Here is a 14,753-nt window from a genome sequence, read left to right as displayed (position 1 = left end):
CACGTAGGTTGGACGACGTGAATTCGTCGACTCCCACCACGATCATCCGTACCGCCGCCCTTGCGCACATTCGTGACCGCAAGCTGATCCAGACCCGCTCCGTGGGCAAGACCGCGTTCTACATGGCCGGCGGAAAGATCGACTCGGGTGAGACGCCCGAGCAGGCACTGCACCGCGAAATTCGGGAGGAACTCGACGTCGATCTGGTCGACGGGACGGTGACGTTCCTCGACGTCTTCGAGGCTCACGCTTTCGGACATTCCGCGGACACGGGCCTGCACATGAGTTGTTATCTGGCGGAGATGGCCGGAGACCCGCGCCCGACCAGCGAGATCGCCGAGTTCCGCTACTTCACGCTCGCCGAGTACGCAGCGATGGACGAGGTGGCGCCGGGATCACTCAAAGTGTTCCATCGCCTGGCGTCGATGGATCTGATCGACTGATCGGCGGAGGTACGGATCGATTGACTCGCCCCAAGCGCAGACTTGCATAGGCGCAGACGGCCACGATGATCAGTGCCACGGCGTCGAGTATCAGGATGTCGGTCGAGATTTCGAACGGGCCGACCGTCGTGATGCCGTTGAACGGCTTGTTCTCGTCGAGCGGCGTGTACGCCGTCCATCCGTAGTCGAACTGCGGATAGACGAGCAGGGCCAGCGCCGTCGGGCCGAAGATGACACCGAGTCCGACGAGGGCTCGTGACGCTCCGGTCCGCGGTGGCTCTCGGTACATCGCGCTGGCGATCGCGTACGTGACGACCGCAGAGGTGAAGGCGACAAGAAGATCGCTGATCGTGAGAACGTCACCGATCTTCGGCGACGGCGACGTGGCGTAGCTGACGATCCCGGCGACCGTCACCGCCAGGAGCAATCCGTAGCCGACGACCCGAGAGGGAGCGATCGCGCCGATTGCTGCCGCGGCGACGATGACGACGCCGATCACGACGGCGGTCGAGGCGGGGGTTTTCGACCATTCCATAGCTTCGGTTGCGGGACGGTTCGCCGACACCGCCGCCAGAGTTGCGACGGCGGCGGTACACATCAGCAGGATTCGACCGCCATCGCCCAGCACCCGCGCGCAGATCACCGTGATTACGAGCGCGACGAGTAGAAGGGGTACGGCCGCCGTGACGGTGGTGATCTCGAACCACCAATTTGCCGCGACCCCGAAGAGAGTGAGCACCGCCGCGATAGTCACCGGCCGAACGGCCATCCGTTCCTTGGGGTGGTCCTTGTCGAAATCGTGGAACCAGAACGCGGCGACGCAGGCGGCGGCCAAAGCGAGCGCGAGCAGTGTTGCCCCCAACACTGGTGGTTGAAACTGGTTGGTGTTGTCGGCGATGTAGTCCGCGTACCGCCGAGGAATTGCGTCTTCGTCCAGGAGCGAATCCGAGACATGCACAGCCACAATCGTTCCCGCGACCGAGGCAGCTCGAACCCGGGGAGCGGCAGCAACCGTCACCGCGCCGACAGCGACTCCCGCACCGACGGGCGAGAGTGCCTCGAAGTTGTGATCGTAGAGCCCGGGCAGTTCGAGGAGGAGGCCGCCGAAGACCGTCATGGCCGCGGTCCGCAATCGGCAACGGGCCATCATCGCGGCTGTCCCGACCGCGACCACAGCCAAGACGCCGGCGCCGATGGTCGAGATGGACCAGAATCGGTCGCCCGTCGAAATCGACGTCGACTGGCTGTTCACGAACGGTGCCAAAGCGACGACGGTGACGACGAATGCCGTCACACCACTCAGTGCGACGAGCAGCGTCCTGCGGGCGATGGGCACTGCTCCAAAATAGTCAATCCGGTACCAGTTGCAACGCAATAGGAGGTCTCAGTCCGGTGACGGTGTGTCAACGGGGCTGCGGCGGCGGAGCGCGATCCCGGTGGCGACGACGACTACACACATCAGGAGTGCCGCGCCGTCGGAGCGTGGCGGCGCCTCGTACGCGTAGGCAATGGTCGCGGCCTCGGCCCGGAAGGCTGCATCGGGCTCGCTCGCGTCGACGTAGGCTCGCAATTCAGAGTTGTACTCGACGTACGTCGAGGGCGGATCGTGCCGGACGTACGTTGACGACACTGTCTCGATCTCGTGCTGCCCGATCGACATGAAGACCAGGGCAGTGAAAGGAATCGTCAACCCCAGCGTCGCTGCGACGGGATTCGACGGCAGAACGGATCCGAGCAGCAATCCCGACCCGACGCCCAGCGCGACAATGCGGAGCAGTAGAGCAAGTTCGTGTTCGCCGTCGAAGATCCACTCCGACAACGGGATCGCAGCCAGCAGAGCCAGACCTGCGATCGTGCGATCCCGGTGTCGAGAACGCGACAAGCCGAAGACGACCGCGATGATCGCGAGGGCAGCGATCACCAACGGCGAGGTTCGGTCACCGTCGAGAAAGAAGCGGTCGGTCAGATCCGCGAACACCGTCGTGGCGGCGGCTCCAACAGCGGTTGCAGCCCAAAGGAATCCGCCACTGCCTGAAGTTGTGTCCAGTCTCCTCACACAGAACCAGGTCAGGGTGAGGACGGCGACGGTGGACGCGACCATGACCAGCCAACCCGAAAACGTCGGTGGGTTCTCTTGCCGGTCGACGACCGAACTCAGAATCCGTTGGGTGACAGCGAGGCCGGTGACAACTGCCAGAGCGGCTGCGGCGACGCCCGGTTCGCTTTCGCTGATCCGCAATTCGGAGTCGTCTGTCACTGCGCACGCCACTGCGCAGATCAGGGTCAGCAACAGAAGTGCCCAGGCAGGTTCGCCGATGGACGACGTGCTGACGGGCATCAAATCGCCGGTGGACGATTGCGCGGCCAACCACGTCGACACCGCGCCAATGATCAGCAGGTTGCGTCCGAGGCGGCTGTCCCACGATGCGGCGACAGCGCCGCCCAGGATGAGTCCGGCTGCAATGGTTTTGGCGAAACCCAGAACGCTCAGCAGATCAAGACCGACTTCTTCGGCGACGAGGAATCTGATCAGAATCAACACGACGACGCCCGAGTACACAAACGCCCACGCACGCCTGCGAGAACCGCGGTGCTGGAGATACGCGCAGGCCCCTACGGCGACGATGGCGCCCACCACGACGCTGGTGGATTGGCTGCTGATCCATTGGTCGATCTTCGACTGCGGTTCGGTAACAGGCCATCTCATTCGCGCTGGGTTCGTCAGCGCCAGGGCGGCAAGGATTCCCGAGAGAAAGGCCGCGAGGGCGCCGGTGCATGACCGGAGGTCGATGGTCATCGGTCTGCCCCGATCAGGCGGTCTCGGTGGGTTCCGATACCTCGACGGGCGGGTGGGATCGTCGAAGGATCGCCGCACCACAGAATCCGATGATCAGGGCGAAGAGGATTGCAGTGCCGACAGTCTGAGCGGTGACGTAGTCGACGGTGATTCCGATGCCGCGTCCGAATAATCCTCCGTCGCCGTGGGGAGAGACCGCATCGATGTCGAGCTGGCCTTGGATGTATATCGACGTCATCATCGGTGGGAAAGAGAGCTGATCGGTGAGAATGGCGATCGACGAGAAGGTCATCGCGGCAAAGGGAATGGCGAGTCCGAGTGTGGCGTCGACCAGGCTGCCGGGAGCAAGGGAACCGAACAGCAAACCGGCGGCGAGGCCCAGCGCGGCGATCTTCAGCGCGATTGACCAGACGCCGTGCGCGGAGTCGAAGGGCATTAGTTCTGACAGTGGAACCGCAACGAGAACGGCGATGGGCACGAAGTTTGGCACCTGCTTGTGCAGTCTCAATCCGACGGCAACCGGCAGGGCCGCGAAAAGCACCAGTACCCAAGGGGACTTCAGGTCTCCCCAGTGGCCGGAACCCTTCGCGATGTCGACGAAGAGCGGGGCCGACGCAGCGGCCAGTGCGGTTGCCGCCCAGAGGAACTTGCCACCAGCACCGGAGGCGTCGCCGAGGCGGTAAGCGGCGATCCACGTCAAGGCGAGCGCAGCGCCTGCCGCCAAAACCATGACGATCCAGGCGGTCGCCTCGGACGCGTATTGCTGGCGGTCGATCACGGCGCCGAGCACTCGATGCCCGATCGCCAGCGCGGTGATCACCACGAGAGCGATGCGGATTTCACCCGAGTCCGGCTTGCGAATCCGGAAGCCGGCTTGCGCGGTCACTGCACAGGCGATTGCTGCTGCGGCCGTGGCGCCGATCAGCCACCACGACGGCTCACCCACCGAAGAAGTCGTCATCCTGGCTGTCCCACCGGCGAACGTGCGGATCGCGAGGAAGGTGGCGAGCACGCCGAGGAGTGTCGCGTTCTTCGTGGCAGTGCGGTCCCAACTGACGGCAACCACGCAGCCCAGAATGGTGCCGGCTGCAACACTTTTGACGATGATCAAGGCGATCAGCAGGTCCAGTGACGCAACTTCGGGTACGACTGCCCGAACGATCGCGATGACGGCGACGCCGACGGCGATCGCGATCCACGCCGCCCGACGGGACCCGCGACGCTGTGAGATGGCGCAGGCAAGCACGGCGATCACGGCGCCGAGGCCGACAGCAGTCGGTCCGCTGCTGATCCAGCGATCTACTTCTGACGGGGAGGCCACGATGGCCCAGTCGCGAAGAACGGGATTGGTCAGGGCCAGCGCCGCGAGTATCCCGGACAGGAGTGCAGCGACGGTGGTGAGGATCGCTCGAAGATCGAGTGGCATCGGGCCAACCTATCGCGGCGCCGCAACATCGGTCGTGGGCGGCGTGAGTGCCGGAAACCAGATGTCGGTGAGAACGTCTGCTGCGACGTCCGCACCCGCGGTGATCGCGCCCTGTTCCGCCCACCGAATGAAGAAGCGCTCGATCTGTGTCAGCAGGAGCTCGACCCGGAGTTTCGCCTCGTCGTGTCGGCTCTGCGGCCAGCGTGCCAGGTACGACGGCATCGCGTTGGGCAGTGCGGAGATGCCTTCGCGTGCCAGTGTTCGGAATTCGGGTTCGAGGACCATGGCCTCGTCCCACGCCCGCATCATGTGGTGGTGATCGCGGCACCAGTCGAGAGCGCGGTTGATCCAGCCGGCGAATTCTTCGCGCGAACCGGAATCGAGTACGTGGTCGAGATCCTGGAATATCGCGAGCGTGCTGGATACGACCGTGTTCGAGCCGAGGGCCTTGAGTATGTCGATCTTGCCGGGGAAGTGCAGGTAGAAGGTGGCGCGGCTGCAACCGACCCGGCCGGCGATGTCCTCGACGGTGACAGCCGCGTATCCGCGTTCGGTGAAGAGCGCGCCGGCGGCATCCACGAGGTCTGCGCGGGTTCGCTGCTTCTGCTTCTCTCGCAGCGTCAGTCTGCCGGAGGTATCTGTCATTACCGGGATCCTAGTGCCGCGGGGGCTCTCACGGGTCAATTGCACGAGACTCTCCGTCTTTCACTTGACAGCCCGTTAGTGAAAGCTACTCTGTGGTGTAGCGCACAATCGACCGATCAGAGGACGCCATGACCATCTCGGACACAACTCGCACGCCTGACCTACCGGCCGGATTCGACGTCACCGATCCTGCTGTCCTCGAGGAGCGGATCCCTTTCGAGGAATTCGCCGAACTGCGTCGAAGCGCGCCCGTGTGGTGGTGTGAGCAGCCGCCGACCGTTGGTGGATTCCAGGACGAGGGCTACTGGGTGGTCTCGCGTCACGCTGACGTCAAAGAGGTCAGCCAGCGCAGCGATGTGTTCTCGAGCTGGGAGAACACCGCGATCGCGCGTTTCGCCGACGACATGCCACGTGAGGCCGTCGAGATGCTCCGGCATCTTCTGCTCAACAAGGATGCGCCGGAGCACACCAAGCTCCGCAAGCTGATTTCGAAGCTGTTCACGCCGCGCGCGATCAACGGCATGCGCGACGAATTGGATCGTCGTGCGCGCAGCATCGTCGACACCGCTGTGAGCGAAGGCCCGGGCGACTTCGTGAAGCAGGTTGCCAGCGAGCTGCCGCTCCAGGCGATCGCGGATCTGATCGGTGTACCGCAGGACGATCGGGACAAGCTGTTCAAGTGGTCCAACGAGATGATGGGCTACGACGACCCGGAATACCAGGGTGATCCGGCAGTCGCGTCCACCGAGGTCCTCGGATACGCGTACCAAATGGCAGATGCGCGTCGTACCTGCCCGGCAGATGACATCGTCACGACTCTGGTCCAGGCCGACATCGACGGCGACGCTTTGAGCCCGGAGGAGTTCGGGTTCTTCGTGCTCATCCTGGCGGTCGCAGGGAACGAGACCACCCGCAACGCCATCACGCACGGAATGATCGCGTTCCTGGACAACCCCGAGCAGTGGGAGCTGTACAAGAAGGAACGTCCCAAGACGACGGCCGACGAGATCGTCCGTTGGGCGACACCCGTCACCGCCTTCCAGCGCACCGCGCTCGAGGACACGGAATTGGCAGGAGTGTCGATCAAGAAGGGGCAGCGCGTGGTGATGCTGTACAGCTCCGCGAACTTCGACGAGGACGTCTTCGAGAACCCGATGACGTTCGACATCACTCGTAACCCCAATCCGCACTTGGGCTTCGGCGGAACGGGCGCGCACTTCTGCATCGGTGCCAACCTCGCTCGTATGGAGATCGACTTGATGTTCAACGCGATTGCCGACAACGTCCCGGACATCACCAAGATCGGTGATCCGCGCCGTCTGCGCTCGGGTTGGATCAACGGCATCAAGGAGTTCCAGGTCGATTACAAGAGCACAGGCTGCCCGGTCGCTCACTAGAGTCGGTAGGTGAGAGGTACACCCCACGATCTCGAGGAGCCACCGCATGACTTCGATCAACGACAAGGCAACTGCTCTATTGGCGTTGCACCAGCCAGGTAACCCGGTCATTCTCCCGACGGTCTGGGACGCGTGGTCGGCGAATCTTGCGGTGGCTGCCGGTTTTGCAGCCCTGACGGTGGGCAGCCACCCGGTTTCCGATTCCATCGGCAAGCCGGACAACGAGGGCATCACCTTCGACGAACTTCTGCACCGGATCAAGCAGATCACCGGTGCGGTCGACGCCCCGATCTCGGTGGACATCGAGGGTGGTTACGGGCTCGAGCCGGCAGTTCTCATCGACGGGTTGATCGATGCCGGCGCTGTCGGACTCAACATCGAGGACACCGTCCACAGTGAAGGCGGACGCTTGCGTGAGGCGCAGGAGCACGCCGACTTCGTGGGTGGGCTTCGTCTGGCCGCCGACGCAGCCGGAGTTCACGTTGTCGTCAACGCGCGCACCGACCTGTTCGTGAAGCAGGTCGGTGACGAGTCCGATCGTGTCGATCGCGCCATCGCACGCCTCAAGCTGGCGGCCGACGCCGGCGCCGACGTTCTTTACCCCGTCGGGCGGCATGACGACGCGACCCAGCGCCGCCTGACGTCCGAACTTCCACTTCCGATCAATGCGATCGGAATCCCGGACCAGGACGATCCGGCAAGTTTCGGTCCGCTCGGAGTGGCACGTGTGAGCTTCGGTCCGTTCTTCCAGATGGCATTGGCCAACCGTGCGAACGAGATCTTGGGACGCTGGAAGTAAGAATGCAGACACTGATGTCGCCCGGCCCGCTTCTCGACGATCGCGGACATTTGGTCGAGACGGGTTGGGCCCCATCGGAGATTCGCAAGTATCGACGCTCTGCGATCACCGCTCCCAAGTTCCGGATCAAGGAGTGGGACTACTACTGCGTTCTCACTGCGGATTACGGCATCGCGTTGACCGTCGCCGACAACGGGTACATGGGCTTGCTCGGAGTCTCCTGGCTCGATTTCCGAACACCACACGAGATCACCGAAAACGTGATGCTGCCGTTCCCGATGGGAAGGCTCGGTCTGCCCGAAAGCGCGGACGACGGTGATGTGGTGGTGTCGAAAGGTAAAGCTCGCTTCGAGTTTCGCCATGTGGACGGTGGGCGCCACCTGATTGTCGACTACCCGGCTTTCGACGGTGGGCGAGGCCTTCATGCCGATTTGTTCCTGGCGAGTCCTGCCGATGACCGGATGGTGATCGCCACACCGTTTCCGAAGGCGTCCCGTTCGTTTTACTACAACCAGAAGATCAACTGCCTGCCCGCTGCCGGGACTGTGCGAATCGGGAGCGACGACTTCACATTTCGCTCGGAAGACTCGTTCGGCGTTCTCGATTGGGGCAGGGGAGTCTGGACTTACGACAACACCTGGTACTGGGGTTCTGCATCCGGACTGGTGAACGGCGAGCGGTTCGGATTCAACATCGGTTACGGCTTCGGCGACACTACGGCGGCCAGCGAGAACATCGTGTTTGTCGGCGGTCGGGCACACAAACTGGACAGGATCGACTTCGGCATCCCGCAGGGAACGTACGACGGCGCTCCGTGGAACTTCTCGAGCAACGATGGTCGCTTCGAGATGACTTTCGAGCCGATCATCGACCGTGCCGCGACTTTCGACGTCGGGGTACTGCGTTCGATTCAGCATCAGGTGTTCGGAAAGTTCTCCGGCACAGTAATCCTCGACGACGGTACCTCCGTGGTCGTTCGAGATCTCCTCGGATTTGCCGAGGAGGTTCGGAACCGCTGGTAGGCCGTACATCTCCGCGAAGATGACGGAACGCAGCATGGGCACCGGGGCATGATCGTGCCCCGGTGCTCGCGTCTCGAGTTATTTCACTTCAGGCTGCTATTGGTGGGCTGTTCCCGCCGATCGGCTGTTGATACGGGTCAACGGACATCGGCGGATAGAACACCGACTTCCGATCCGGGCCGATCTCGACACGCCACTCGGTGTGGTGCAGTGTCCGGTGGTGATGACCGCACAACAAGATCAGGTTGTCGAGATCTGTTGGGCCACCATCGTTCCAGTGAACGATATGGTGAGCATCGCACCACCCCGACGGCGTCCCGCACCCCGGAAACGCGCACCCGCCATCCCGGACCGCAAGAGCCCGTCGCTGCGGCACCGTTGCTGTTCTCGCTTCCTTACCGCAGTCGAGCGGAACACCGTTCTCATCCAGGAGGATCCGGGTGACGGTGCAGTCGCAGGCGAGCATCCGGGCGGTGTCGATGCTGATCGGGCCCACCCAATCCGTCCACGCAAACCCGAGTTCCTCCGTCGACGGCAAGAGGTCTTTCAGAACTTTAAGGTCCGTCATGTCTTTCGCGGACGCGGTCACCGTGATGTGCGGTTTCACGCCGCCCTCGATCGGACCCAACCCCGCCCGCTCATACCGGCGCAACAATTCACAAAACCCGTCCGCACGCCGTAGCGCCGGAGTACGCGTGTCCTTGACACCGTCCTTCGCCGGCGTCGGCGCCGACAAACTCGACAACAACGTGATCAGACGGGCCCCGTTGACCGCATCCAGATCACCCTTCACCGTCACTCTGCCGTACAGGCCTTTCGAGGCGTAGAACTCGTTACGTTCGGAATCCTCGCCGACCGGGACGCCGTCCTCGCGTTTGCCGTACTGCTTCTCGATTCGGCGGATCGCTGCCCGCACCGCATCACAGTCCGCGATGTTCTTCGACGCCAACCCGAGCAGAATCCCCCGGGCCTTGTCCACGTCCGCCAGGGTCATGTTCTTCGGCGGATGCTGACCAAACGACGCCACCTGACGCGCTTTCAACCCATCCACGTCACCCCGGTGAAACGCATCCGCGACAACAGGTTCGAGCATCAACAACCGCGCCAACCCGACCAGCAGACTGCACTCACCGATCTCCAGATTCGTCGAACCGTGCAACCACTGCGCGATCGCCCGAAAACCCTTCCCGCCGAGAACGTCACGGGAAAACATTTCCACGATCAACAACACCAACCGCGACTGCAACTCCTGTCGGACACGCACCAGATCGAGAACCTCACTCTTGAGGTCCTCGCCATCCAGCTGCCATGCTTCCCGACTGTTCATGCCGAAAGTCTAATCGAACAAAGTTTCGAACACAAGACTTGCATCTCGAAAACTGTTCCTATGCAATAATTTTCGACAATTCCGATTTTTGGGACCTTTCGGATGTTCATTCGATCTGCGGCAGTCACGGCGAAGGAGGTCTGGATGTGTCGCGGTCGGTGATGCGGACGGACATTGTCGGCACTGTGCGACTGCTGTCTTCTTCATGACTTCTTGATCGCCGGAATGTGCGGGAGTGGTTTGCTCATGTCATGCAGATTCGGAAGTTGCACATGGAGGAACCAGACATCGATGTCGCGTTGGTGCGGCGATTGCTCTCGAGTCAGATGCCACAGTGGGCCAATCTGCCGTTGCGCTTGGTCGAGTCGATCGGCACCGACAACGTCATGATCCGAGTAGGCGATTCACTCGTAATCCGTATGCCCCGCACCCCAGGTGCGGCAGAGGGAATCACGAAGGAGCAACAGTTGGTGCCGCATCTGGCTCCACACCTACCGGTCCCCGTGCCCGTTCCGGTAGGTGTGGGTGAGGCGGCCTTCGGATACCCGTGGCAATGGTCGGTGCACCCGTGGGTGCCAGGGCGAAACCCTGTGCCCGGCATGGTCGATGACCACCTGGCCATCCAACTCGCAGACTTCGTGAACAGTCTACGTCGGATCGACACAATCGGATTGCGCCCACAGGGATCGCTGCATTCCTACCGGGCCGATCCGATTGAGCGACGAGATTCAGCGACTCGAGCGAGTATTGCAGCGTGTGGCGACCTGCTGAACGGAGCGCTGGCGGAGGCGGCGTGGGAAAAGGCGCGCCACGTCATCGACCACGCAGGCCCAGCGGTGTGGATGCACTCGGATCTGCACCCGGGAAACATCCTGGTGAGCGTCGATTGCATTGGTTGCCTTGCCGTACTACCGCGACACGAACGAGCAGATCACGGACTGGGCGAAACATGCGATTGCCCAGGTCATTGACGACATCCGCACTGAACCCTGAGACCACTTGCGCCGTCTCCGTTCTCGCAACGATCCTTGGAAATCGAGCAGAGAAGGTTTACGGCCTTTGTCCACGGCGTTCGGCGACCGATCAGCCGATCGCGCTCAGGTCTCCGTACACCGTCCGGCCCTCCAGGGTGGTGGCGAGCACCGTGATGTCGGCCAGCCTGGTCGGCTCGACGTCGAGGGGATTTGCCGACAGCACAACAAGATCCGCGTAGGCGCCGGGAAAGATGGACCCGATGTGATCTTCGCTGAACAGCTGCCACGCGGCGTTGACCGTATGGGCGCGCACGGCGGCGTCCACGGGGATCCGTTCCTGGGGTGCCACGACGCGGCCGCTGGGCGAAAGCCTGGTGACGGCGTCCTGCATGTTTCGTAGCGGATTGGCGGGGGTGACGGGACCGTCGTTGTGGAAGGTGAACCGTTGTCCGGCCGCGAGTGCAGATCCTGCTGCGGCCCAAACGGATCCGTATTCGGGACCGAACAGGTCATCCACCAGAACGTCACCCCAGTAGTGCAGGTGGTCGATGAAGATGCTGACCGTGACGCCCAGTTCCGCCGCGCGGACGAACTGATCCGGACGCATCGCGCCGACGTGTTCGAGACGCAACCGGTGATCGGGCCGGGGGTGCTCCTTCAGAAGCTGCTCCCACGCGTCGAGAACCATGGTGATCGCGTCGTCACCGTGGGCGTGGCACGCCATCTGCCACCCTTTGGCGAAGTAGGCGGAACTGATGTCGTGGATCTGTTCGCCGGTGTAGTTGGCATGCCCGTGTGTGCAGGCGATCCCGAGCGCGCGGGTGGCTTCGGTATCGAGATACGGGAAGCTGGTGGCGATGTTGCCGACCCACGGTGAACCGTCGGACCAGACCTTGATGCCGATCTGGCGCACCAGGTCGTTTCCGTCGCCCGGTGACGCCTCGGTAGTGCGCGCGTCGTTGGACATCTCGTAGAGCCGCAGGCGGGTGGTGAGCAGTCCGGCGTCGGCTATCGCTGCCAGGGCGGGCCGCATCTTGGGGTCGAACGACAATTCGGCGATGGTGGTGATTCCCGCGGCGTTCAGCCGGGCGCATTCGGCCGCCACCAGTGCGGGGAAGTCGTCACCGATGGTGACTGCGTGGCCCGCGACTGCAAACACCGCGGGCATTTCGTACGCGGATCCGTCGAGTGCGCCCGTCGCGTCGTGGCCGTACGATCCGCCGATCGGATCGGGGGTATCGCGGGTGATGCCGGCCTGCACTGCTGCCGCCGTGTTGAAATACGCGACGTGTCCCGAGTTGTGCATGATCACGAGGGGGTACTCCGGCGCTACGGAGTCCAGCCAGTCGATGGTCGGATCGGGTAGGCCCTTCTGCAGCAACGGGTCCCAACCGTTCAAAGAAGCGCCGGCAGCACCTCGCGAACGAACAGTGTCGACGACGGCAGCAACTACGGCATCCGCCTCGGCGATCGTGACAGGCCGGATGTCGACGACGTCAGGCCCGAGAACGATGGCTTCTTCCAGGGGGTGACCGTGCGGCTCGATGAACCCCGGCAGAACAGCGGCACCTCCGACGTCGACGACGCGGGTGTCCGGCCCCACCAGTTCCTCGACATCCGTGCGCGCTCCGACGGCTGTGATCCGGCCGCCCGTCACGGCGAGCGCCTGGGCGCGTGGTGAGTCCTCGTGCATGGTCACGATGTCGCCGTACAGAACCAGATCAGCAGCCATGGTCAGTCCTTATCGGTTGTCCGCGTACGCCTGTAGGTGTGCCACCTGCTCGGGATCGAGTGAGGGACGTACCTTCTCACGGGCGGTTGCCACGTCCGCGGCCGTCACGTCGGCCGCGTCCATGCTCCGACGCATGGCGGCGAGTGCAGCCTCACGCAGGAGAGCCGAGCAGTCTGCTGCCGAGTATCCCTCGAGATCGACGGCCAGAATGTCCAAATCGACATCTTCGGCGAGCGGTACCGACTTGCCGGAAGCACGCAGAATCGCTTTGCGAGCCTCCGCATCCGGCGGCGGTACGAATACGAGACGTTCGAGTCTGCCGGGGCGCAGGAGAGCCGGGTCGATCAGATCCGGTCGATTGGTGGCGCCCAACACCACGACGTCGCGTAGCGGTTCGACGCCGTCGAGTTCGGTCAACAACGCGGCTACGACGCGATCTGACACCCCGGAGTCGGAACTTTGACCACGACGCGGGGCAAGGGCGTCGATTTCGTCGAGGAAGATCAACGAGGGCGCCGAATCGCGTGCGCGCTGGAACAACTCTCTTACGGCCTTTTCGGAGGCGCCGACCCACTTGTCCATCAGCTCTGCGCCTTTCACGGCATGAACGCTGAGGTGCCCCGAGCTGGCAAGGGCGCGAACGAGATACGTCTTGCCGCAGCCAGGAGGGCCGTAGAGGAGCACGCCGCGGGGCGGGTCGACACCGAGGCGCGCGAAGGAGTCGGGGTGCTGCAGCGGCCACAACACCGCCTCGGTGAGCGCCTGTTTGGTTTCGACCATATCGCCGACGTCGTCGAGGGTGACGCTGCCGATCGACAGTTCTTCGGTACTCGAACGGGACAGTGGCCGAATCACTTCGAGGGCCCCGACAAGATCTTCCTGCGTGATCTCCGGAGAATCACCGGATTTGGAGGCCCGCGTCGCCGCTCGCAAGGCGGCTTCACGGCAGAGCGCCGCGAGGTCGGCGACCACGAATCCGGGTGCGCGCGAGGCGATGGCGTCGAGCTCGAGGGTTCCGGTGGGCACTCGGCGGAGCAGGAGTTCGAGCAACGCCTTGCGAGTTGCGCCGTCCGGCAGGGTAAGTGCGAGTTCTCGATCGCAGAGATCCTGGCCGCGAAGGCGCGCGTCGACGGTCTCCGGATGGGCGGAGGTCGCGACGAATGCCACGCCCGGGGTTGCGACGGCGCTGCGCAGTTGTTCGAGGATCAGTGCGGACACCGGTTCCGCGGTGGCCGGAAGCAGAGCGTCGATGTCACTGATCAGCAGTACACCACCGCCGCGCACGGCAGCAACGGCGTCGACGATTCGCTGCAGGCGGGTATTCGCCTCGGTGGCACCGACTCCCGGACCGTCGAGTTCGACCAGTTTGCGCGAGGACAGGACCGAGCGGGCCAACGTGGCTTTGCCCACGCCGGCGGGGCCCGTGATGAGGACGCCGAGGTGCGGTGAGGCGCCGAGCGTACGGAGCAGTTCTGGTTCGTCGAGTGCCAGGCCGAGCCACTCGGTCAGCTTGGCTGCCTGCGCCTGCGCGCCGACGAGGTGATCCAGCGGAACCGACGGTGCAGGCTCGATTGCGACGGCGGCCGGACTGGAAACAAGCGCACTCGGTGTCAGTGTGCCCGCCGAGCCGGAACCCCAGTTGACCGCCGAATTCGGCTGGACGCTGACCGGACCACCGGCAGGTTCGACGGCCGTGACGGTGAGCAGTTCGGATGTCCACGCGACGCCGAAGGTACGGGAAAGCGCTTGGGTGGCTTCGGAAGTGCTCGTACCCGGACCGAGATCGCGGGGGAGGAGCGAGACCGTGTCGCCGACGCTGACGACCTTGCCCAGAAGGGCTTGTCGCAGAACCGTCGAGCTGATCGAATTTGTCGCCATGGACGAGCCGGTGACGGAGACGGATCGCGCTCCGTACACCGTCACCGGACCGACCACGACGGAAGAGTTCTCGGTCAGGCCGACGTTCGACATGGTGACGTCGTCGAGAAGGATCGTGCCTGCCGGGGTTCCGGTGGGCGCACGGCCCGCGACGGTCGCGGTGCCGCGGGCTCCCATGAGTGCGATGGCATCCCATTCGCGGATGCCCAACGCCGCCAACGCTTCGGGGTGCAAGCGCACTACCCCGCGGCGTAGGTCGGCGGCAGAGGTGTTGAGTCGAACGGTGAGGGCGAGTTCCGGCGAAGTCACCTCT

General features: G+C 63.5%; 12 protein-coding genes. 5 read left to right on the top strand and 7 right to left on the bottom strand.

Annotation, left to right across the window (positions count from 1 at the left end; genetic code table 11):
* The first annotated feature begins 17 nt into the window (after window positions 1–17).
* Window positions 18–443, top strand: a complete 426-nt coding sequence (locus H351_RS24500) for an NUDIX hydrolase (RefSeq protein WP_029254786.1) — start codon at window positions 18–20, stop codon at window positions 441–443.
* Here H351_RS24500 and H351_RS24495 read toward each other — a convergent pair.
* The 4 genes from H351_RS24495 to H351_RS24480 are packed head-to-tail and all read right to left on the bottom strand — an operon-like array spanning window position 400 to window position 5,311.
* Window positions 400–1,779 (bottom strand): hypothetical protein, encoded by a 1,380-nt coding sequence (locus tag H351_RS24495; protein WP_244891391.1) that lies wholly within the window; start codon window positions 1,777–1,779, stop codon window positions 400–402. The genes H351_RS24500 and H351_RS24495 overlap by 44 nt on opposite strands.
* Before the next feature lie 48 nt (window positions 1,780–1,827).
* Window positions 1,828–3,240 (bottom strand): hypothetical protein, encoded by a 1,413-nt coding sequence (locus H351_RS24490; RefSeq protein WP_029254788.1) that lies wholly within the window; start codon window positions 3,238–3,240, stop codon window positions 1,828–1,830.
* 13 nt (window positions 3,241–3,253) lie between these two features.
* Window positions 3,254–4,666 (bottom strand): hypothetical protein, encoded by a 1,413-nt coding sequence (locus H351_RS24485; protein ID WP_029254789.1) that lies wholly within the window; start codon window positions 4,664–4,666, stop codon window positions 3,254–3,256.
* Between the two features lie 9 nt (window positions 4,667–4,675).
* Entirely contained in the window at window positions 4,676–5,311 is a 636-nt protein-coding gene (locus H351_RS24480; RefSeq protein WP_020968862.1) for a TetR/AcrR family transcriptional regulator, read from the bottom strand.
* A gap of 128 nt (window positions 5,312–5,439) precedes the next feature.
* Between H351_RS24480 and H351_RS24475 the strand changes: the two genes are divergently transcribed.
* The 3 genes from H351_RS24475 to H351_RS24465 are packed head-to-tail and all read left to right on the top strand — an operon-like array spanning window position 5,440 to window position 8,529.
* Window positions 5,440–6,708: a cytochrome P450 gene (locus H351_RS24475; RefSeq protein WP_029254790.1), complete on the top strand. Its 1,269-nt coding sequence runs from the start codon at window positions 5,440–5,442 to the stop codon at window positions 6,706–6,708.
* Between the two features lie 46 nt (window positions 6,709–6,754).
* On the top strand, window positions 6,755–7,507 hold the full coding sequence (locus tag H351_RS24470) for an isocitrate lyase/PEP mutase family protein (RefSeq protein ID WP_029254791.1): 753 nt from the start codon (window positions 6,755–6,757) through the stop codon (window positions 7,505–7,507).
* Window positions 7,508–7,509: 2 nt separating this feature from the next.
* Window positions 7,510–8,529 carry a DUF2804 domain-containing protein gene (locus tag H351_RS24465; RefSeq protein WP_029254792.1) on the top strand — a complete coding sequence of 340 codons (1,020 nt, stop codon included), beginning with the start codon at window positions 7,510–7,512 and terminating at the stop codon, window positions 8,527–8,529.
* Window positions 8,530–8,617: 88 nt separating this feature from the next.
* Here H351_RS24465 and H351_RS24460 read toward each other — a convergent pair whose 3' ends face one another.
* A complete protein-coding gene (locus tag H351_RS24460) occupies window positions 8,618–9,856 on the bottom strand; it encodes an HNH endonuclease signature motif containing protein (RefSeq protein WP_059016371.1) in 1,239 nt (412 codons plus the stop codon).
* 251 nt (window positions 9,857–10,107) lie between these two features.
* Here H351_RS24460 and H351_RS32960 point away from each other — a divergent pair, with 251 nt between their 5' ends.
* The gene (locus H351_RS32960; protein ID WP_051636460.1) at window positions 10,108–10,827 is read left to right on the top strand and encodes a phosphotransferase; all 720 of its coding nucleotides are present in this window, start codon (window positions 10,108–10,110) and stop codon (window positions 10,825–10,827) included.
* A 112-nt stretch (window positions 10,828–10,939) separates the two neighbouring features.
* Here H351_RS32960 and H351_RS24450 read toward each other — a convergent pair whose 3' ends face one another.
* On the bottom strand, window positions 10,940–12,562 hold the full coding sequence (locus H351_RS24450) for an amidohydrolase (RefSeq protein WP_029254794.1): 1,623 nt from the start codon (window positions 12,560–12,562) through the stop codon (window positions 10,940–10,942).
* 9 nt (window positions 12,563–12,571) lie between these two features.
* A complete protein-coding gene (locus tag H351_RS24445; RefSeq protein ID WP_003941536.1) occupies window positions 12,572–14,749 on the bottom strand; it encodes an AAA family ATPase in 2,178 nt (725 codons plus the stop codon).
* Window positions 14,750–14,753: the final 4 nt, after the last annotated feature.

The organism is Rhodococcus erythropolis R138 (assembly GCF_000696675.2).
GTDB classification, from domain to species: domain Bacteria; phylum Actinomycetota; class Actinomycetes; order Mycobacteriales; family Mycobacteriaceae; genus Rhodococcus_F; species Rhodococcus_F erythropolis.
Note: the sequence above shows the minus strand (reverse complement) of the source record. Positions and strands in the feature narration are given on the sequence as shown.

Bases quoted from the DNA above. Each gene is read 5' to 3' on its own strand.
- H351_RS24470 (WP_029254791.1), top strand. From the start codon at position 6,755: ATGACTTCGATCAACGACAAGGCAACTGCTCTATTGGCGTTGCACCAG.
- H351_RS24465 (WP_029254792.1), top strand. From the start codon at position 7,510: ATGCAGACACTGATGTCGCCCGGCCCGCTTCTCGACGATCGCGGACAT.
- H351_RS24490 (WP_029254788.1), bottom strand. From the start codon at position 3,240: ATGACCATCGACCTCCGGTCATGCACCGGCGCCCTCGCGGCCTTTCTC.
- H351_RS24480 (WP_020968862.1), bottom strand. From the start codon at position 5,311: ATGACAGATACCTCCGGCAGACTGACGCTGCGAGAGAAGCAGAAGCAG.
- H351_RS24450 (WP_029254794.1), bottom strand. From the start codon at position 12,562: ATGGCTGCTGATCTGGTTCTGTACGGCGACATCGTGACCATGCACGAG.
- H351_RS32960 (WP_051636460.1), top strand. From the start codon at position 10,108: ATGCAGATTCGGAAGTTGCACATGGAGGAACCAGACATCGATGTCGCG.
- H351_RS24485 (WP_029254789.1), bottom strand. From the start codon at position 4,666: ATGCCACTCGATCTTCGAGCGATCCTCACCACCGTCGCTGCACTCCTG.
- H351_RS24475 (WP_029254790.1), top strand. From the start codon at position 5,440: ATGACCATCTCGGACACAACTCGCACGCCTGACCTACCGGCCGGATTC.
- H351_RS24460 (WP_059016371.1), bottom strand. From the start codon at position 9,856: ATGAACAGTCGGGAAGCATGGCAGCTGGATGGCGAGGACCTCAAGAGT.